At 63.8% G+C, this 19833-nt stretch carries 17 protein-coding genes; 4 read left to right on the top strand and 13 right to left on the bottom strand.

The features are described from left to right. Positions 1 to 5 precede the first annotated feature (5 nt). The 4 genes from OKW39_RS42610 to OKW39_RS42595 form a co-directional block, all read right to left on the bottom strand. Complete coding sequence (locus OKW39_RS42610; RefSeq protein WP_429333892.1) at positions 6 to 1214, bottom strand: efflux RND transporter periplasmic adaptor subunit; 1209 nt, start codon at positions 1212 to 1214, stop codon at positions 6 to 8. 379 nt (positions 1215 to 1593) lie between these two features. Then, positions 1594 to 3060, bottom strand: coding sequence for an amino acid permease (locus OKW39_RS42605; RefSeq protein WP_429565437.1), 1467 nt, complete (start codon positions 3058 to 3060; stop codon positions 1594 to 1596). A 361-nt stretch (positions 3061 to 3421) separates the two neighbouring features. After that, positions 3422 to 4150, bottom strand: a complete 729-nt coding sequence (locus OKW39_RS42600; protein WP_429565436.1) for a hypothetical protein — start codon at positions 4148 to 4150, stop codon at positions 3422 to 3424. 750 nt (positions 4151 to 4900) lie between these two features. Continuing rightward, positions 4901 to 5323, bottom strand: a complete 423-nt coding sequence (locus OKW39_RS42595) for a hypothetical protein (RefSeq protein WP_187611365.1) — start codon at positions 5321 to 5323, stop codon at positions 4901 to 4903. Between the two features lie 45 nt (positions 5324 to 5368). Here OKW39_RS42595 and OKW39_RS42590 point away from each other — a divergent pair, with 45 nt between their 5' ends. Both OKW39_RS42590 and OKW39_RS42585 read left to right on the top strand, forming a co-directional pair. Then, the gene (locus OKW39_RS42590; RefSeq protein WP_429565435.1) at positions 5369 to 5761 is read left to right on the top strand and encodes a hypothetical protein; all 393 of its coding nucleotides are present in this window, start codon (positions 5369 to 5371) and stop codon (positions 5759 to 5761) included. Between the two features lie 255 nt (positions 5762 to 6016). Next, positions 6017 to 6421: a helix-turn-helix domain-containing protein gene (locus OKW39_RS42585; RefSeq protein WP_090809994.1), complete on the top strand. Its 405-nt coding sequence runs from the start codon at positions 6017 to 6019 to the stop codon at positions 6419 to 6421. A 43-nt stretch (positions 6422 to 6464) separates the two neighbouring features. Here the strand turns inward: OKW39_RS42585 and OKW39_RS42580 are convergent, their stop codons facing one another. Together OKW39_RS42580 and OKW39_RS42575 are read right to left on the bottom strand one after the other, a co-directional pair. Continuing rightward, on the bottom strand, positions 6465 to 7448 hold the full coding sequence (locus OKW39_RS42580; protein ID WP_429565434.1) for a pyridoxamine 5'-phosphate oxidase family protein: 984 nt from the start codon (positions 7446 to 7448) through the stop codon (positions 6465 to 6467). A 43-nt stretch (positions 7449 to 7491) separates the two neighbouring features. Next, a complete protein-coding gene (locus OKW39_RS42575) occupies positions 7492 to 8133 on the bottom strand; it encodes a glutathione S-transferase family protein (RefSeq protein WP_429565433.1) in 642 nt (213 codons plus the stop codon). Between the two features lie 109 nt (positions 8134 to 8242). Between OKW39_RS42575 and OKW39_RS42570 the strand changes: the two genes are divergently transcribed. Then, a complete protein-coding gene (locus OKW39_RS42570; RefSeq protein ID WP_429565432.1) occupies positions 8243 to 9157 on the top strand; it encodes a LysR family transcriptional regulator in 915 nt (304 codons plus the stop codon). 137 nt (positions 9158 to 9294) lie between these two features. Beyond that, positions 9295 to 10170, top strand: coding sequence for a formyltetrahydrofolate deformylase (gene purU / locus OKW39_RS42565; RefSeq protein WP_184046876.1), 876 nt, complete (start codon positions 9295 to 9297; stop codon positions 10168 to 10170). 58 nt (positions 10171 to 10228) lie between these two features. On the opposite strand, the gene OKW39_RS42560 is transcribed toward purU, so the two are convergent. The 7 genes from OKW39_RS42560 to OKW39_RS42530 form a co-directional block, all read right to left on the bottom strand. Then, positions 10229 to 11086 (bottom strand): glycine betaine ABC transporter substrate-binding protein, encoded by an 858-nt coding sequence (locus OKW39_RS42560; protein ID WP_090810004.1) that lies wholly within the window; start codon positions 11084 to 11086, stop codon positions 10229 to 10231. 183 nt (positions 11087 to 11269) lie between these two features. Continuing rightward, on the bottom strand, positions 11270 to 12460 hold the full coding sequence (locus tag OKW39_RS42555; RefSeq protein ID WP_429565431.1) for a 2Fe-2S iron-sulfur cluster-binding protein: 1191 nt from the start codon (positions 12458 to 12460) through the stop codon (positions 11270 to 11272). Between the two features lie 34 nt (positions 12461 to 12494). Beyond that, positions 12495 to 13781 (bottom strand): aromatic ring-hydroxylating oxygenase subunit alpha, encoded by a 1287-nt coding sequence (locus OKW39_RS42550; protein ID WP_429565430.1) that lies wholly within the window; start codon positions 13779 to 13781, stop codon positions 12495 to 12497. Between the two features lie 73 nt (positions 13782 to 13854). Beyond that, positions 13855 to 14634: an electron transfer flavoprotein subunit beta/FixA family protein gene (locus OKW39_RS42545; protein WP_429565429.1), complete on the bottom strand. Its 780-nt coding sequence runs from the start codon at positions 14632 to 14634 to the stop codon at positions 13855 to 13857. Next, complete coding sequence (locus tag OKW39_RS42540) at positions 14631 to 15818, bottom strand: electron transfer flavoprotein subunit alpha/FixB family protein (RefSeq protein WP_429565517.1); 1188 nt, start codon at positions 15816 to 15818, stop codon at positions 14631 to 14633. The genes OKW39_RS42545 and OKW39_RS42540 overlap by 4 nt, the downstream gene beginning before the upstream one ends. 7 nt (positions 15819 to 15825) lie before the next feature. Further along, positions 15826 to 17751, bottom strand: a complete 1926-nt coding sequence (locus tag OKW39_RS42535) for a (Fe-S)-binding protein (protein WP_429565428.1) — start codon at positions 17749 to 17751, stop codon at positions 15826 to 15828. Positions 17752 to 17753: 2 nt separating this feature from the next. Next, the gene (locus tag OKW39_RS42530) at positions 17754 to 19817 is read right to left on the bottom strand and encodes an FAD-dependent oxidoreductase (protein WP_429565427.1); all 2064 of its coding nucleotides are present in this window, start codon (positions 19815 to 19817) and stop codon (positions 17754 to 17756) included. Positions 19818 to 19833: the final 16 nt, after the last annotated feature.

Genomic DNA, 19833 nt, shown 5'->3' with positions numbered 1-19833 from the left:
GCCCGTCAGTGCGCGGTCGAAGCGGGAGCAGGGGACGCGGCCGAATGCGCCGCTGGCGACGCATCGGGGGCGGGCCGCGCGTCGACCCGTTGACCGGGCTGCACCTTCTGCCAGCCATCGACGATCAGGCGCTCGCCGGGCTTCAGACCGTCGCGCACGGTCCAGCGTCCTTCGCCCTGCTCGCCGAGATCGATATTGCGGCGGACCACGGTGCCGTCGTCGGCGACCAACGCGACGCTTGCAATGCCGTGGTCGATCTGCACCGCGCGCTCGGGAATACGGATGCCCCGCACATTGCCCGCCGCGATGATGCGCCCGCGCACGAACTGCCCCGGCAACAGCGTGCGGTCCGGATTCGCGAACTGCGCGCGCACCGTCTGCGTACCGGTCGACGGATCGACGACGAGATCGGCGAAGTCCAGAAAACCGCGCTCGTTGTAGAGCTGGCCGTTGGCAAGGATCAGTTGCACCTCGACGTGCTTCATGCTGGTCGGCTTGCGCGCGCCCGACTGGATCTCCTGCTCGACGTCGAGCATTGCGGTATTCGACTGCGTGAACACCGCGTTGATCGGCGTCAGTTGATTGACCTGCGTGAGCAGCGTGGCCGCACCCGCGCTGACGAGCGCGCCTTCGGTGACGAGCGCGCGGCCCGCGCGTCCGGCGATCGGCGTGCGTACGATGCAGCGATCGAGCCGCAGTTGCGCAAGCGAAACCGCAGCTTGCGCATCGGAGACATTGGCCTGCGCCTGCTGCATGGTCGCGAGCGCGGCGTCGTATTCCTGCGCGCTGACCGCATGACGGCCGACGAGCGGCTTGAACCGGTCCACCACCGACGCCGCGTTGTCGCGCACGGCGGTCGCGCGCGTGAGCGCGGCCTGCGCCTGCTGCAACTGCGCGCGATAGTCGCTCGCGTCGATCTGGAAGAGTGGGGCGTTGGCCGGCAGGTCCGTGCCTTCCCGATAGAGCGTGCGCTGGACGATGCCGTCGACGCGCGCGCGAATCTCGGCGGTGCGCACGGCCTCGATGCGGCCAGGCAACTCGACGATATCGGCGACAGGGGTGGTGGAAACCGTTTCGACCAGCACGGGAACCGGTGGCATCGACGCGGCGGTGGGAGTCTGCGACCGCTCGTTGCAGGCGGCAAGCAGGAGCGGCAAACCGGTGATCAGAAGCGATACGGCACGACTACGCAGGCGGAGTGCGGAGCAAAGCAAGAGAAACTCCTTTGATCAAGGCAGTCTTTTTTGCGCGTGAGATCGGTGACGGTTTTAACGGTTTGCGGTCGAATTAACTATTCAGAACGTGTGTGGGTGCGTTAATGCGGGGAAAAGATTTCTATTGATCCTACCGTGTCTGGGTGGCTTGTCAATTTATTCTTGGTGGCCGCGAGTGGAATGGACTCGCGACCACCAGGCAACCACCAGGCGGCGGACACAGCGGTCACGACCGGGGGATTCCCGCTCGCAGACGAGATCTTGAATGGTAATTGTCAATTACATGTCAATTGCCATCCAGCAATTGCCGCAATTCAAAGGCATGCAATTGTCATCGAAATCGATGCGCCTGAAAATAATATTCCGAGTCGCCACACACTCACGTACGTTTGCGCTCCGGATGCCGCAACGCCGAATGGTTGCGGCCGTATGACAGATAAATCGTCATGCCGATCACGAGCCACACGACGAGCCGCAGCCACGTGACGAGCGGCAAGCCCACCATCAGCAGCAGGCAGAACAGAATGCCGAGCACTGGCACGACCGGCACGCCGGGCGCCCGGAATGGACGCGTCGCCTCGGCGTCGCTGCGCCGCAGATAGATCACCGCGCCGCACACGAGGACGAACGCGAACAGGGTGCCGATGCTGACCATCTCGCCGAGCACGCCGATCGGTGTCAGCGCCGCGACGATCGCGACGACGGTGCCGATCAGGATCTGACTCAGATAGGGTGTATGCAGACGCAGATGGACCCTCGAGAAAAAGTGCGGCAACAAACCGTCTTGCGACATCGTGAAGAAGATGCGGCTTTGTCCATAGAGCAGCACGAGTATCACGGTGGTCAGCCCCGTCAACGCGCCGATTTTGATCAGGATCGAGAACCACGTGAGCCCGATCACGTCGACGCCCTTGGCGATCGGATCAGGAACGTTCAGCTCGGGGTACGCAACGAGGCCGGTCAGCACGCCGGCGACGAGGATGTACAGCACCGTACAGATGATCAGCGAGCCGAGAATGCCGATCGGCATGTCGCGCTGCGGCTGTCGCGCTTCCTGCGCGGCGGTCGACACCGCATCGAAGCCGATGAACGCGAAGAACACCACGGCCGAGCCGCGCAGAATACCGCTCATGCCGAAACTGCCGAACTGGCCGGTATTGGCAGGAATGAACGGATGCCAGTGTTCCGGCTTGATGAAAAACACGCCGACGGCGATAAACGCGACCACCACGGTCAGCTTGATCGCGACCATCACGTTGTTGAGCCGCGCCGACTCCTTGGTCCCCAACACGAGCAACGTGGTCAGGATCGCGATGATCAACACCGCCGGCAGGTTGATCACGCCGGTGACCGTCGAGCCATCGGCCAGTTTGACGACGGTGCCGGGGGCGGCGGCGAGGGTAGGTGGAATGTCGATGCCGACGTTGCGCAACAGGCTCACGATATAGCCGGACCAACCGACCGCAACGGTCGCGGCGCCCATCGCGTACTCCAGGATCAGGTCCCAGCCGATCATCCACGCGAAGATCTCGCCGAGCGTCGCATACGTGTACGTGTAGCTGCTCCCGCACACGGGCAGCATCGCCGCAAGCTCCGAATAGCACAGGCCGACGAACGCGCACGCGATGCCGCCCAGCACGAACGACAGCGTGATGGCCGGCCCCGCGAACTGCGCGGCGGCGGTCCCCGTCAGCACGAAGATGCCTGCGCCGATGATCGCGCCGATGCCCATCGCGGTGATACTCGTCGCGCCCAGCGTTTTCGACAGGTGACGGCCTTCTTCGGCGTCGGCGCTGGCGACGATATCAGCAACGGTTTTGCGTGCCATGTAACCGGTATCGGCCATGATAAGTCGTCCCTTTTCAGTGTTGTTCAGGCACGAACCGGTTAGGCTGCCATCGGCTCGTGGAGCACGACAAAAACATCCGTCGCCGCGCACGGCAATGGCCACGGCAAGTGCGGAGAAAGCATCTAACGGAAAATTCAGTCTATGCCGGATTAAAGGCAAAGTGAAATCCGCTTGCTTTGTCGGGGCGATAGGGCAGTGCGATGGCAGGCGCGCGCAGCGGCGGGCGTGCCGCGGGCCGTGGTGCATTTGTGCATTGCGATCGCAAGCAAGGCCTCTGGTTCGATTCAGGAGGACTTACGATGTGCGATTTCGGAATCGGCAAGCCAACGTGGACGATTTCAGGCTTGCGGGGCGGTCCTCAGCCGATCCGTCCGCGCCGCAGCACGCCGCTCAGACCGAGCGAGTGGCCTGGGTCGTAGTAGTGAATGAGGAGCGTGCGCCGCTGTCCGTTCTGTACGTCGAGGTTCGCATGCTGAAGTGCGAAGCCGTTGAATTCGTAGACGCTGCCCGGCTTGACCGGAATGCGCTTGCAGTTGCCGACCCGCAGATCATGCAAGGTATGCCAGCTGCGCCAGCTGAGCGGCAGGCTTTGCAGGAAGCCATGGCGCATCTTGCAGATCACGTTGGTCAGCGTCGTTACGGACAGGCGCGGCTTGCGGTACATCACGAGGTCGCCGTTGTGAACTCCGTCGGGTGCGAGCTGAAGCGGAATCAGCAGCGTCAGCAGGTGCGAGTCGTAGTGGCGGCAGTGGCTCTCGGTCAACGAAGTCTTGCTCGCACAGCGCAGTACGTGGAACGGCTCAGTCGGTAAGTTTGTCCGACCGAACTTCGCGGCCATCGCGCGCGCATTCGCGCAGATCGTCTGTTCGAGTTCGCGAAAGGCCTGACCGCGACGCAGCATCTCTGCAATCTCTGCGCCGGACTGCGAGCGCGGTGCCGTCGTGCCAAACAGGTGGTCGATGAACTCGTTGATTTCGACGATCGTCTCCTGCGGAATCACGTCATCAAAAGAGTTCAACGCGACGCTTTTGTCGATTCGAATCCGCTTAGTCTCTGTATGCCCACGCACGTCTGTCAGGGTGTCCATAGCCCAAATTTCCATTCGCTTTTTATTCTACGACCGTATTGAAAAATATCCCCTACGAGGCGCGCACAATGTGCGCCAGCGTACATAAAGCCCTCAGGCGATTGAGCTCGATCATTAAATCTAAAGCGGACTTCTCTGACAGCTTTGGTAAATCTCGTTGGGCCGATTTGGAAAATGCTGCGACTGCGACGCTTCAGCTTTGCTTAGGTACGACATTACAGTTTTGCCGTTACATCACAAATGTTGATAATTTATCTTATGTCAAATTATGGATGCTTCAGAAAAATGCTTCCAGTACGCATCGCACAGGCCACCGTCGATGCGCGTGCCGCGTGTCGGCCCTCCGCCACAAGTGATGCACACACCGGTGCCCGGTGACCATCGCGAATCGTCCGAACCGCGGCTCTTTCGCCTGCCACAACTGACGCCGGGTGCAGCCCGATTCAGTGACCAACAAAACTGGCGCAACAATTCAATTCCAATTTTTATGGGCGGCCCCCCCCAATCAGAGCCCTCATGAATTAAGACGCGGCCGTGCGTACAGATTAATTTACGCACGCCACATGCCGAAATTAGACAACTGTTAAATACCGCTTTGCGCACCACGAGAATAAGCTTGGTAGCGAAAAGCCAATGCCGCTATCGCGGCTCGCGCGGATTTTTTATAGTCGGCTATTGCCTTGTGGCTTAGAGACGTTTCGCATTTCTCTCAACCGGCGAGCGTGTCGTCGTTGAGCGACTGTGAATGGGCTACGTGCATTTCGACGTGGCATACGGGCGCAACGTGTTCGCCACCCTCCCACTTGCCGCGATCTGAGATGCATGTTCGAACACGCGCAGACGCTCGGCATCCGCAATCAGTCGCTTCTTCGTCATCGAGCGTCCCGCCGATCCGAAGCCCATCACCTTTTCGTACTCACGCGGCCTGCCGTGCCTGAAGCGATTAAAGAAGTCATCGCCCGGCAGGCCGTTGTCGAGGCTCATCAGGCAGCCGTAGTCGAGCGACGCGCAATCGCTCAGTGAACGCGCCGCGTCCTCCAATGCGCGATAGCGGCTTTGCAACGGTTCGTCGCGAGCGAAAAGCGCGTGCAGTTCCTGATAAGTCACGAGTCTTTTGCGTTTCGCGGCACGCAGTAGCATCGCGGCAATATCGCGGGTCCTATCCATGTTCATGTCGTTCTCCTTACCGCCAGCTTGCAAGCGCCCAAATGGCAACCGATGAAAGCGCTGTCAGCTTTTATCGCGGTTATGCGTATCGAGTCGGAAACTACCCCCACAAAATACTTCCGGCATTCAACGACTCAGCTAAAATTAAGCGGGTGGTTACTGGAGTCACGCTTCACAACGCCACTCTGCGCGAATGTCCCGTTTACATATAATCCGCTGGAAAAACGCCGCGAAGGATTTTCAATCTTCAGCACCTTTTTTCCAGCTTTCCGGCGAGTCGCCATCCTGCATCGAAAGATGCATTCCAATTACATTCGCAAAACAGGAATCCGCGCACTCAAACGGTTCAGTCTTCCGAGCTGCTGCCCGCACTTAAAAGCGCCTGACGTCAAGCCATATGCGGCCTGGCGCTATCCGGGCTGCCAGAGCGAGCCGACTGTTTAAAATCACGTCAATCAGGTTAGCAAACGTTAAATTCAATCGCAAGAGAGATATTTAATATTTTAGAAAGAAAACATCGTGTAACCGCCTTACGGGCGGCTTGCGTGATTTTCTATCAGAGGAAAGACGCGATTGATTTTTTATTCTTTTGGACACAGCAGGCGACTTTTCGATTATCTGTAGGTGGCGCGCCCTCCTCACTGTCTACCCCATAACCGATTGCAGTCCGGTCAGCGGACCCAACGGCGGAGTTCTCCGATGCATCGACCAAATGACGATTTGCCGACCGTCGCACGGCGTCTCACGGCGGGCAAGAAACTGCTCGACGGCGTCGCTGCGGCCGAGGTCGCGAGACAGATGGGCATGGCAAAGACCACCGTCGAGCGATATCGCAAGCTATTGGAACAAGGCGGGCTCGAGGCGCTGAGAAACATGAGCGTCGGCGGCCGCCATTCCGCACTCGCGGTGGCGGATCTGGACTGGTTGGCCCAGGCGCTGAGGGCCTCGCCGCGGGACTATGGCTTCGACGCCGACGGCTGGAGCAATGCGCGCATGCGGGAGCTGATAAGCCGTCAGTTTGGCATTTCGTACTCGCGAGTCTATGTATGGCAACTGGCCACCAGACTCGGCGTGTCTTATCGGCTCGGCCGGAATGCGCAGTAAAACGGCGCGCGTACCCAGCTAAAGCACGCGCGTGCGCATCGGCTCAGGCGCTTTCTCGAACCTTTGGCAGAAACTGCGGCGCCAGTTCGACCTCCGACCATTGGAACGGCAACGCGCCGCGACTGCGCCGCACTTCGCTCACATGAAACCGCACGAGCCGCTGCCCGCCCGCAAATGCCGCGAGTTCGTCGCCGTCCCAGATGATCTCTGCTAGCACCGCAAGATAAAGCAGATCGCCGGTTGCGAAGTCGATAAACAGCAGACCCGCGCGCGGATCGTGCACGAGGTTGCCGATCGTGTTGAAAAAGCGGTTGCCGCTGTAGTCGGGCGTGGTCAGCGTAGTTGCGTCGTCCACGCGCACGAACCCCGGCGCACCGCCGCGATGGGAAACGTCGATCCCCTTTCCCGGGCCCGCTTCCTCGCTCAGATTCGCGCTGGCGATAAAGAACGTGTCCGCGCTCGCGAGCAACTCGCGGTCGGCACTGCTCAGAAGCGTGGCGATCTCGGGCTGCGCGCGCGTCGCGGCCGCGTCCCGCTCGATGAAAGACGGCGCGCGGCTCTGGATATACTTCGGGCAATTGCCGAAGCTCTGCATGACTTCGATCTGCAACGTGTCGCCTGCCACGGACCGGACGACGCCATTTGCCCGATTGCGCCGCCGCGTGCGCGGCTCGATGCCCAGCGCACCGAGCTGCGCCCCTTCCCGCCAACCCGCGGCGAGCGGATCGCCAGCCAATGTGCCACCTTCGATGCGCAGTGTGCCCGCATCCGGTGACGAGACGAAACCCGGCGCACCCGCACGCAGCGTCGCCCACGGCTGAGCGCTCGCATCGACGCCGCCAATCACGACGAACGGCTGCGCGGCAAAGAACTCGCGATGCTGCTCAGGCATGAATCGGCGAATGCCCCGACGTCCCATCGACTCGGCCACCTCACGCACATTCGCGCGCTGCTGCGCATCCTGCTCGCCGGCATGAAACGGCGACGCGGCGCTTGCCCAGTTATTCAACGGGACGAACTCGGACATGATCGGACTCCTTTGCAAGATCTGACGCAGCCGTCAACGCGTATCACGCCGCCAGCAAGCCCGCCTTCGTCGAAGGCATCGCGATGAAACGCGGCAGTGCCTCCACGCGCTGCAGCCACGCGCGAATGTTCGGATACGGCTGCAACGACACGCCGCCCTCGGGCGCGTGAGCGATATACGTGTGCGCGGCGATATCGGCGATCGTGACGTTCGCGCCAGCCACGAACGGCTTACCGGCAAGCTCCTCGTCGATCACGTCGAACAGCTTGACGGCGATCTGCTTCGCACGTTGGTGGTCGAGCGGCGCGCCGAACACGGTCACGAGCCGCGCCGCGCACGGCCCGTAGGCGATCTGGCCAGCCGCGAGCGACAGCCAGCGCTGCACCGCCGCGGCGCCGCGCGGATCGTCCGGCAGCCACGATGCGTCGCCATAGCGCTTCGCCAGATAGACCAGAATCGCGTTCGAATCGAACAGCGTGAGCTCGCCGTCCTGAATCGTCGGCACCTGACCGAATGGGTTCAGCGCGAGGTACTCGGGCTTGCGGTTGTCGCCCGCCTTCATGTTCAGCTCGATGACCTCGAACGGCAGATCGAGCAGCGTCAGAAACAGCTTCACGCGATGACCGTGGCCTGAAAGCAGCGTCGTATACAGCTTGATAGGCTCGGTGGGTCTGGCAGCGGGCATGGATGGCTCCGGATACGTTGAATGACACGCCCAGCATAAGGCGTAGGCACTGTCGCGCGGAAGCCCGATAATCCGGGAAACACAGTCAAGCGAGAATGGACAATCGATCATGGCCGATGTGCGCAACGTGAACCTGAACCGCCTCGCGATCTTCGTCGCGGTCATCGACGCGGGCTCGCTGAGCGCCGCCGCGACGCGGCTCGGGCTCGCGAAGACGATGGTCAGCACGCACATGCAGAGGCTCGAGGCGGAAGTCGGCGCGAGCCTGCTGGTGCGCACCACCCGGCGGCTCGGCGTCACCGAGGCGGGCCGCACGTTCTACGAGGCGAGCGTGAAGATTCTGCGCGCCACCGAGGACGCGCTGAACGCGCTGGGCGGGGAAACCTCGCCGGTGCGCGGCACGCTGCGCGTCAGTGCGCCGAACGACTACGGCACGCTCGTCGTCGCGCCCGCGCTGGTCGAATTGCGCCGCACGCATGCGCAGCTCGACGTCGAGCTGCTGAGCAGCGACCGCTACGTCGATCTGATCGCCGATGGCATCGATGTAGCGATCCGGCTTGGTCGCCTCGCGGATTCCAACTATCGCGCGGTGAAGCTCGGCAGCTTCGTCAAATGGCTCGTCGCGAGTCCGGAGTTCCTGCGCACGTGGGGCATGCCGGGCACGCCGTCCGCGCTGGAGACGCTGCCCTATTGCGCGTTGTCGGTGCTGCCGCATCCGTTGACGCTCGATTTGCGGCACGTCGACGGCAAGATCGCGAGCGTGCGTTGCGCGTCCGCGTTGCGCGTCAACACGGCCGATGCCTGCCGCGCGGCGACGCTCGCGGGCGGCGGCATCGGTCTGTTGACGGATTTTTCGATCGCGGACGACGTCGCGGCGGGACGGCTGATCCGGCTGCTGCCCGAATGGGCGAGCGCACCGGCGAGCATTCAGGCCGTGTTCCCGCCGACGAGTCACCCGCCGGCGAAGGTGCGCGCGTTGATCGATACGCTGAAGCGAAGGCTCGCGGCGGAGCCTGCGGATTAGCACGGCCGATCCTCCTGGCGCTCCCATTCCAGCGCAACGGCGGTTAGCTTCTATCCGCGTTATCGCCCGATTTGCTCTACTGCGACGATGCGCGCCGCACCCCGCGGCCTCGCCTGATCGTCCAATGTGGAGAGCTTATGTCCGCCATTTCCCGTCCTGCTCAAGGGGTTCTCACCGTCGCGTGTCCGAGCGCGGCGGGCCAGGTTGCCGCCGTCGCTGGCTTTCTCGAACGGCATCGTTGCTATGTCGACGAACTCACCGTATTCGACGACGAACTGAGCGAGCGCTTTTTCGTGCGCTGCGTGTTTCACCACGTCGATCGCGACGATGCGCTGCAGATCGCCACGCTGAAGCAGGAATTCGCGCCGATCGCCGAACGCTTCCGGATGACGTGGGCGATCCACGATCTGTCGAGCCGGCCGAAAGTCCTGATCATGGTTTCCAGGCTCGAACACTGTCTCGCCGACCTGCTGTTTCGCTGGCGCATGGGCGAACTGAAGATGGACATCGTCGGCATCGGCTCCAATCATCGCGATCTCGAACCGCTCGCGCGAGCGCACGGCCTGCCGTTCCATCATCTGCCGATTACAGCCGACACGAAGCCACAACAGGAAGCCGGCCTGCTCGAGCTGTTCGATACCTCCGGCGCGGAACTGCTGATTCTCGCGCGCTACATGCAGATCCTGTCCGCCGAAACGAGCCGGGCGCTCGCCGGGCGCGCGATCAATATCCACCATTCGTTCCTACCCGGTTTCAAGGGAGCGAGACCGTATCATCAGGCCCATGCGCGCGGCGTCAAGGTAATCGGCGCCACCGCGCATTTCGTCACCGACGATCTCGACGAAGGCCCGATCATCGAGCAGGGAGTCGAACCGGTCGATCACTCGTACAGCCCCGAACGGCTGCTGACGACCGGACGCGACGTCGAATGCATTACGCTCGCGCGCGCGGTCAAGGCGTTCGTCGAGCGACGTGTGTTCATCAACGGCGAGCGCACCGTCGTGCTGCGGTAAACAGAAAAACGCCGCTGAAAAGCGGCGTTTTCGTGTGCTGCGCCGACGCGTGGCCGAGTTACTTCACCCAGCTATCCACCCGGTCCGCATGCGCGCTGACCCACGCGTCGGCCGCTGCGGCCGGCTTTTCGCCATTCTGCGTGGCCAGCATCACCGTGTCGATCTCGCCCGGCTTCCATTGGAACTTCTTCAGGAACGCGACCACTGTCGGCGCTTTTTTCTCGAGTTCGGGATTCACCACGCTATCCACGTGCTCGGCTTCACCGAATACCTTCTTCGGATCGTCGAGGAACTTCAGCTTGTACTTGGCGAACATCCAGTGCGGCTTCCATCCGGTCACGATGATCGGCTTGCTGGCCGCCTCCGAGCGCGCCAGTTCGGCGGTCATCGCGCTTCCGGAACTCGGCATCAGCTGATAGTCGAGCCCATAGGCCTTGATCGCCTCGCTGGTTTTCTGCATCACGCCCGCGCCAGCGTCGATGCCGACGATGCGCGCGCCGAACTCCGCCTTCTTCGCCTGCAGATCGCCGACGCTCTTCACGTCCGCGTTGTCCGGCACGATCAGACCGATCTTCGCGTCGTTGAAGTTCGGCCCGAGGTCGACCACCTTGTCCTTGAAGTTGTTCCAGTAGGCGCCGTGCGTGACCGGCAGCCACGCGGACAGCGTCGCGTCGAGATCGCCGCGCGCCACGCCCTGCCACATCACGCCGGCCGCCACCGGCACCAGTTGCACCTGATAACCGAGGCGTTTTTCGATCACCTCGGCGGCCACGTTCGAGGTCGCCACGCTATCGTCCCAGCCCTCCACGTAACCGATCTTGATGGTCGGTTTCGAATCGGCCGACACGCCCGCACTGACCGCCGCCAGCATCACCCCCAACGCGCTTGCCACCACTACCTTTCCGATCAGTCTCATCGACGTTCTCCCGTTGATCCATCTGCCCATTGACGCGTTTGCCATCGAACCGCACATCGCGTATTTAGAATCGCCAACCAGAATTGCCGGGTAGCGTTGTTTTTCGACATGCAGTTGTCCGCATGCGACATCCACGCCAATCCGCCCAGTGTTTGCCGTGTTCTTGCGGTGTTATCAGTCGTATTACTTGTCGACGACGAGATCGGTCAGCGGCTTGCTACAGCACAGCAGCACCATGCCCTGATCGATCTCGCGCTGACGGATACCGCCCGCGTGCTTCATCGCCACTTCGCCGGACACGAGCTTCACCTTGCAGGTGCCGCACATGCCTTGCGTGCACGACGCCGGCAGCCGCACGCCCGCCTGCTTCGCCGCATCGAGCACATGCTGGCCGCCGCCGCACTCGATCTCGCGATGACTGCGCGTAAAGCTCACCTTGAAACGCGTGGCGGTTTCGGCCGGCGCGCACGTATCGCTCAGCGTGTGCGCGAGATGCGCTTCGGCCAATTGCGCGGCCACTTCGCTGACGGTCTCGAACGAGAAGCTTTCCTCGTGATAGTGCTGGCGATCGAAGCCGCCTTCATCGAGCAGATTGCGCACCGCCTGCATATACGGCGCGGGGCCGCACGTGAAAATCTCGCGCTCCAGAAAATCCGGCGCAATCAGTTTCAGCAGCGGCAGCGTCAGAAAGCCGGTGATGCCGGGCCAATTGGTGCGCGTGCCCACGCGTTCGCAGACGAACGCGGTGCGGAAATGCGCCTGATTGGCGGCGATCAGATCGAGCTCGCGCGCGAAGATGATGTCGTCCGGCGTGCGCGCGCTGTGCACGAAGACGATATCGCTGTCCTCGCCGAGTTCATGATGCGCGCGGCTCATCGACATCAGCGGCGTGATGCCCGAGCCCGCCGACAAAAACAGCAACTTGCGCGCCGGATGCCGCGCGCAGGTGAATTCGCCGGCTGGGCCCAGCACGCGTACCTGCATACCGGCATGCAGATGGTCGTGCAGCCAGTTGGACACCGGGCCGCCCGGCACACGCTTGACGGTGATCGAAATCGTATGCGGCCGGGTGGGCGCAGACGAGATCGTATAGCAGCGATTGACGCGCTCGCCGTCAATCTCCAACTCCAGCGTGATGAATTGCCCCGGCTCGAACACGAACGCCCGACCGGATGGCGCGCGAAAGAAGAAACTCTTCACGTCGTGCGTTTCGCTGCGGACCTGGCAGCACTCCAGCGTGTCGTCGGCGTCGCTGTTCCAGCGCGCCGGCAGCGCGTCCCAGAAGCGCGGCTGCGTGACGCGGCTCGGCGCGTCAGCCGGATTCTGCGAAGTCTGCTCGATGTCCGCTTGAAACATGGCCTGATCGCGCATCATGGTTGTCCCCCCGCTCCTCATTGCGGTCTTGCGCTCAGCGCACGAACGACACGACTTTCTCGTCGTGCACCGCCCGTGGGTTCGCGTCGTAATCCGCGAGACGGCCGATATACCACTCGCAGAACTTTTCGACGAGTCCTTCGGTGAACGGCGAATAAGGACCCGGCTCATACGCGCTGCTCGTCGCGCCGCGCTGCGAATATTCGACGAGCGCGCGATCCTGGTCGTTGGTCGCGCGCCATACGGCGGTCAGATTGTCGACGTCGTAATCGATGCCTTCGCGCGCGTCCTTGTGCACGAGCCATTTGGTGCGCACCAGCGTCTTGCCGGCCGACAGCGGAATCACCGAGAAACTGACGATGTGGTCGCTCATGAAGTGATGCCACGAGTTCGGCTGGGTCCAGAACGACAGGCCGCCGAGATCCGCATGCTTCAAACCGCCGAGCAGCTTCTTCGAGGCGACCTTCGCGTCGAGTGTCTGCGATTCGCCGTCGCGATCGAGCGGCAGACGTTGCGTACGAAACCCGGTGACCAGGTCGGCGAGCCGCTCTATTTCCGCCGACGGCAACTGCATCGCCTCCCACTGCGCGGTGCGGCGCGCGACCGTCGTCTCGAACGCGGCCATGCCCTCCTCGTTCGCCGGCGTGCGCTGATAACCGAAACCGTATTCGTACAGCGAGATGGTCAGCTCCGGATGGTTCGCCACGCAGTGATAGCACTCGCGATTGTTTTCCATCGTCAGCTTCCAGTTGCCTTGCTCGATGATGTCGATCGACGCGGCGATCTTGCAGCCGGCCAGATCGTGCGGCAACAGATACGGTTCCATCGCGGCGCGCATCAGGGCGAAATCGGCGGGCGGCCGCTCGGCGAGGCAGATGAAAATCAATCCGGCGAGATTTTCGACATGCACCGCTTTCAGACTATGTTTGCAGCGCTCGAACTGCTCGCCCATGTGCTCGGCGAACATCAGGTCGCCATTGAGGCTATACGTCCAGCTGTGATACGGACAGACGATATTGCCGAGCGAGCCCTTGCCGGTATTGCACAGACGCGCGCCGCGGTGGCGGCATACGTTATGAAACGCACGCACCCGCATGTCGTCGTCGCGCACGATCAGGATCGAATCGTCGCCGATCTCGACCGTCACATAGTCGCCCGGTTCGGGCACGTCGGGCTCGACCGCGACCTGAATCCAGTGCCGACGGAAAATCGCATCGATGTCGAGCGCGAAAATATCCTCGCTCGTATAGAACGGCGCTTCCAGCGTGTAATTCTGCTTGCGGCGTTCGATCATTGCGCGAACGTCTGCGGAAACTTTCATTGTTTGCTCCGTTGCGTGTCACGTCTGGCGCCGCGCCAGGCCCTCCTGGTCGCATGCTGGCCCGAGCCGGAATTCAGTAATCCACCAGTTGATGCTCGCGCAAATACGCGAGTATCACTTGTGCTTTTTCGACGGAACTCCCTTCAATTACGACGCTGCCGCCGCGGCTCTCGGTCGTCGTCGCCGACAGCATGCGCGCGTGGCCCGAGCGCTTTTCGGCGGCGGCGAGGCGCACCGGTTTCGCTGTGGCGGGGCCGATCGTCCATGCGGACTGTTCGGGAGTGGTGCCGTGCCGCGCGTCGGCGACCGGCGCGACGGCGCGCTCGATCGTGCCTTCGCGCATTCGTGCATACGCGTACGACGTCGCGACGTTCGCGAGCGGATGCACGGCAACCAATGCCGGCAGCCGCACTTCGACGCGCCGTCGTAGGCCCTTCGGCATGAACTGCCGGACCTGCGCTCGACCGTCGCGCAGCGCCAGATCGACGGCGGCGCCGACGAGCGGCACCGCCAGCGCATGCGCGACGCGATACGGCAGCATGCCGCTATCGAAACCGCCTTCGGCGCGCGTGCCGGTCAGCACCAGTTCGTAGCCACGCAAACGCCCGGCGAGTTGCGACGCAGGATCGGCGTCGGGCGGCATCTCGAGCACTTCGACCGAACGCGCGCCGAGCGCCAGATATTCGTTCAACGCGGCGTTCGACGGATCGCCCGCGTGCAGCACGTCGAGCGTCGCGCCATGCGTTCTGACGAGCGACAGCGCCAGCGTCAACGCCGCCGCATCGTTGCGGCTGTAGCGCGCGACGCCGCTGACCGGGTGACGTCCGACTGAAACCAGCACGGCGATCTTCATGCGAGCACTCCTTCGGCAAGCTTGCCCGGCCGCAGCAGCGCGGCCGAGGTGGCGCGGGCACCGCGCGCCGCGGCCGCCGCCTCGTTGAGCGCCGCGATGGTGTCCTGCGCGTCGGCGATCACGGTCAGATTCGCGCGCTTCGCGATCGGCGCGCTCGCGTCGAGATTCACCGCGATCACATGGCGGCAATCCTTGATGCCTTGCAGATGCTGGACCGCCCCCGAGATGCCGAACGCGATATACACGCTCGCCTCGACGGTCTTGCCGGTCGCGCCGATCTGCTTGTCGCGCGTGAACTTGCCGTCGTCGACGGCAACCCGGCTGGCACCGATCGCCGCGCCGAGGGTCGTCGCGAGTCGCTCGAACGCGGGCACGTCGCTGACGCCGTTGCCCGCCGACACGATGAAATCCGCCTCTTCCAGCGCGACCTGCGCGGCGTCGATTTTGTCGATGCCGAGATCGCATATCGCGCGTTGCGCGACCGTGCTGTCCGCTTCGCGCTCGAAGCGCCACGCGACCCGCTCGCCCGCGCCGACGAACGGCAGCTTCGGATCGACCGCATTCGGCTCGAGCAGCACGACCTCGGGCAGCGCGCGGCTGGCGAGCGCCGAATTCGCGCGAATATAGGTGCACACGTGCCCGGCAGAGATCTCGACGACGTGCGTCGCGACGCTTGCATCGGCCGCCGCCGCATAGCGGCGGCCGAGGTCGCCGTCGCCGGTCGCGTTGTCGGGCAGCAAGACATGGGCTGGCGCATAGGCCGCGACGCAGGCCGCCAGCGCATTCAGTTCATCGTCCGGCGCGTACGTGCGGCGATCGAACATCGGCAATTCGATCAGCTTGTCGGCGCCGAGCGCGGCGGCATCGCCGGTGAATTCGCCGAACACCAGCAGCACGACTTCGCTGTGCGTGTCCGCGATCAGCGCGGCGGCCGCGAGCGTCTGGCGCGCATGTTCATCGAGCGCGCCGCGCTCCGCGTGCGCCGCGACCAGCAGCACATGGCGCGGCGCGGCCGTCGTGCGGCGCGGCTTCGGCTGTTCGCGATGCGCGGCGTGACGCGCATCAGCCAGCGACGCACTGCCGCCGGCGTCCGCGATGCCAACGACGCCGAGCGTGATGCGCCTGAGTCCCTGTGCCGTCACCGTGAACGGCCGGCGCGGATCGATTCGATTGAGCGTATTCATCATCGCGTTACTCCAGCGCCGCGGCGACCAGTTCGGCCACGTCCAGCACTTCCGGTCGCGGCCCCACCACCCCTTCGAGCATCGCGGTGCAATTCGGACAGCCGACCGCGACGATCTCCGCGCCGCTCGCGCGCGCGTCGTCGATACGGATGTCGGGAATCCGCCGTTTGCCGGGAATATCGGTCAGCGGTGCGCCGCCACCACCGCCGCAGCAGCGTCCGCGCAGGCCGTGACGCTCCATCTCGACCACCTTGATGCCGATGCTCTTCAGCACCCGGCGCGGCGCTTCCGTCTCGCCGTTGTAGCGGCCCAGATAGCACGGGTCGTGATACGTGATGTTGCGCGCCGCGACGGCGGCGGCCGCGCGCGGCGACAGCTTGCCGCTCGCGATCAGTTCGTCGATCAGCGCCGTGTGATGCTGGACCTGATAGATCCCGCCGAGCGCACGATACTCGTTGCGCAGGCTATGCAGCACATGCGGATCGGCGGTAACGATGCGCGCGAACGAGTACTGCGCGAGCGTCCCGATCAGCGTACGGGCCAGTTGCTGGAACGTCGCTTCGTCGCCGAGCCGCCGCGCGGTGTCGCCGGTATCGGTCTCCACACCGCCCAGCACCGCGTAATCGACGCCCGCGCGGTTCAGCACCTTGACGAGCGCGCGCAGCGTGCGCTGATAGCGCATGTCGAACGCGCCTTCGCCGGCGATCAGCAGCACGTCCACGTGACGGCCCGGCTGCGCGACCTGCACCTGCAGATCGACGGCCCAGTCGTAGCGCGCGCCGATGTCGTAGCCGTTGAGGCTGCCGGTTTCGCGCAGATTCGCGAGCGTCGCCGGCCCCTTGCCCGGCACGCTGCCTTCGACGAGCGTCTGATTGCGGCGCATGTCCACGATCGCGTCCACGTGCTCGATCAGCATCGGGCACTCCTGCACGCAGGCGCGGCAGGTCGTGCAGGACCACAGCGTGTCCGCTTCGATCAGCGTCGAGATCAGCGGCTTGCCGGGCGCGCCCGCGTGCTTGCCGACCGGAATGCCGGGCGTCGGGCTGCCTGCGTACTGCGCGTCGGTGCCGCCGACCATGCCGGTTACCAGATCCTGAATCAGCTTCTTCGGATTGAGAGGCTGACCGGCCGCGAACGCGGGGCACGCCGCTTCGCATTTGCCGCATTGCACGCAGGCGTCGAAGCTGAGCAACTGGTTCCAACGGAATTCGACCGGCTTGCCGACGCCGTATTCCTTTGCGTCGAGCAGCGGGGTTTTAAGCGCGGTGGGCGGCACGGCATCGCCAGCGTGACGCGCTGCGGTGGAATCGGCAAAGCGCTCCTGGCGCGGATGAAACGCGAGATGCAGCAGTCCGGCCAACGCATGTTTCATCGGGCCGCCACGCGCCGCGCCGAACGTCATCGTGAACGCGCCCGCCGCGATCAGCAGCGCGACGATCACCGCGAGCGCACCGGACATCATCGTCGCCGGAAGCGCGATGAACAGCGCGAGACCGAGCGCGAACGCGCCCAGTAGCAACGGCAACTGATCCCACGGGCCGCGCGAGAGTCGCGCCGGCACCGTCTTCGCGCCATGCCGGCGGCGCCACACGAACACCGTGCCGATCAGCATCGCCAGCGCGGCGAGAAAGATCAGTTTGTCCAGCCACGGCGAGTAGATCGCGAGACCGTAGTTGACGAACACGAGCGCCATCGCGAGGATCGCTCCGCCCGCCGTGGCAACGTGCGTGCGGGCGATATACGGATCGCGCGCGACCACATGATGCAGGTCGACGAAGTAACGCTTCGGGATCGCGAGCAGATTGGCCCAGCCATAGGCGCCCGCGACGGTCGCACGGCCCTCGCGCCAGTAGGCGGCGCGGCGCGCCAGCGCGAACGCGAGACCGGCCACCGACACCCACAGCAGGACGGTGATGACAAACACGGGGCTCATCGTCAGAAATCCTTGCAAAGGCGCAGCGCATCGTAGATCGCGCCGTGAATGTTGTGCATCGAGATGCAGTCGCCGACCCGGAACAGCAGGAAGCGGCCGTTGCCGGGTTGCTCGTCGAGACACGGCTGCGGTTCGGACGCGAACAGCTTGTGCACGTCGATCTGGCCGCGATTGACCGATTCAGGCTTCAGCTGCCAGTAAAGCCGGTCGTTCGGCGTACTGCCGTTTTCGATCACCACCTGATCGACCGCGCGCTCCTCCTGCTCCTCGGTGTACTCGTTGCGGATCACGGCGATCTTCTTGCCGTCCTCCTCGTACACCCTGTCGAGCCAGTAATTGGGCGTATGGATCACGCCTTGCGCGTACAGACGGCGATAGAAGATCGGGAACGTGGTGCCGCCGACGTCGTCGGCGACCTTCACGTCGGGCGTGACGATCTCCACGTTGGCGCCGCGGCTCGCGATGAAATCGGCGACGCCCGCGCCGGCATGCGTGCTGACGCCGTCGTACACGAGCACGTTTCTGCCCGGCTCGACCTTGCCGGCCAGCACGTCCCACGAACTGACCGCGAGCCCCGCGTCGACGCCCCACGCCGCGACCTGCGACGTGAACGCCGAACCGCCGGTGGCGAGCACGACGATGTCGGGCTTCTCGGCCATGATGGTCCGCTCGTCGGCGGCGACACCGAGGCGGCGGTCCACGCCGAGGCGCTTCGTCTCCATGTCGAACCAGCGCACGATGCCCGCCATCTGCTCGCGCTGCGGCGCTTTCGCCGCCAGCATGATCTGGCCGCCCACGTGATCGTTCTGTTCGAACAGCACCACGTCGTGACCGCGCGACTTCGCGACGCGCGCCGCTTCGAGCCCCGCCGGCCCCGCGCCGACCACCACGACCTTGCGCTTCGGCCCGCGCGACCTGGCGATCACGTGCGGCATCGTCGCTTCGCGCGAGGTCGCCGCGTTCTGCACGCACAGCACGTCGAGCCCGTTGTACTGACGGTCGATGCAGTAGTTCGCGCCGACGCACTGCTTGATTTCGTCCTCGCGGCCATCGCGGATCTTGATGACCATATGCGGATCGGCGATCTGCGCGCGCGTCATGCCGACCAGATCGACCATGCCGCTCGCGAGCAAGCGCTCGGCCTGGCCGGCGTCGCGAATGCTTTGCGCGTGCATCACCGGCACCTTGACGACCTGCTTGATGCCGGCCGCGAGATGCACGAACGGCTCGGGCGGCAGCGCCATCGGCGGCATGCAGTTGGCGAGCGTATTGTGGGTGTCCGCGCCGGAACCGATCACGCCGAGATAGTCGATCAGACCGGTCTCGCTCATCGCCTGGGCAATCTCTTTCAGCTGCTCGTGATCGAGCCCATCTTCGTGGAATTCGTCGCCACACATGCGCAGGCCGATGCAGAAGTCGGCACCCACCGCCGCGCGCACCGCCTGCAACACTTCGACGCCGAAACGCAGGCGGTTTTCGAGCGAGCCGCCCCATTCGTCGGTACGGAAGTTGGTGCGCGGGCTCCAGAACTGATCGATCAGATGCTGGTGCGCCGCCGAGATCTCGATGCCGTCCATGCCCGCATCCTTCACGCGCTTCGCGGCCGCCGCGAAGTCGCCGATGATGCGGCGGATCTCTTCGACCTCGATGATCTTCGCGTTGCCGCGATGCACCGGCTCGCGCACTCCCGACGGCGACATCAGATGCGGCCAGTGCTCGCCGTGAAACGCCGAGCGGCGTCCCATGTGGGTGGCCTGAATCATGATTTTCGCGCCATGCGCATGCATCGCTTCGGCGAGCCGCGCGAGCGGATCGACGATCCGGTCGGTGGCGAGATTCACCGACTTCCACCAGCCTTGCGGGCTGTCGATCGACACCGGGCTCGAACCGCCGCACACGGCGAGTCCGACTCCGCCCTTCGCCTTTTCCTCGTAGTAGCGGATATAACGGTCGCCGGGCAGGCCACCCGGCTCCGCATAGACCTCCGCGTGCGCGGTACTGACGATGCGATTGCGCAGCGTCAGCTGGTTCAACGTGAGCGGCTTGAAAAGGTTCGGGTAACGCATCGCGATCGACCTCGGA

It is taken from the genome of Paraburkholderia sp. MM6662-R1 (genome assembly GCF_050436245.1).
GTDB lineage: Bacteria > Pseudomonadota > Gammaproteobacteria > Burkholderiales > Burkholderiaceae > Paraburkholderia > Paraburkholderia tuberum.
The sequence above is the reverse complement of the archived record's forward strand: the minus strand, read 5'-3'. Positions and strand labels throughout refer to the sequence as shown.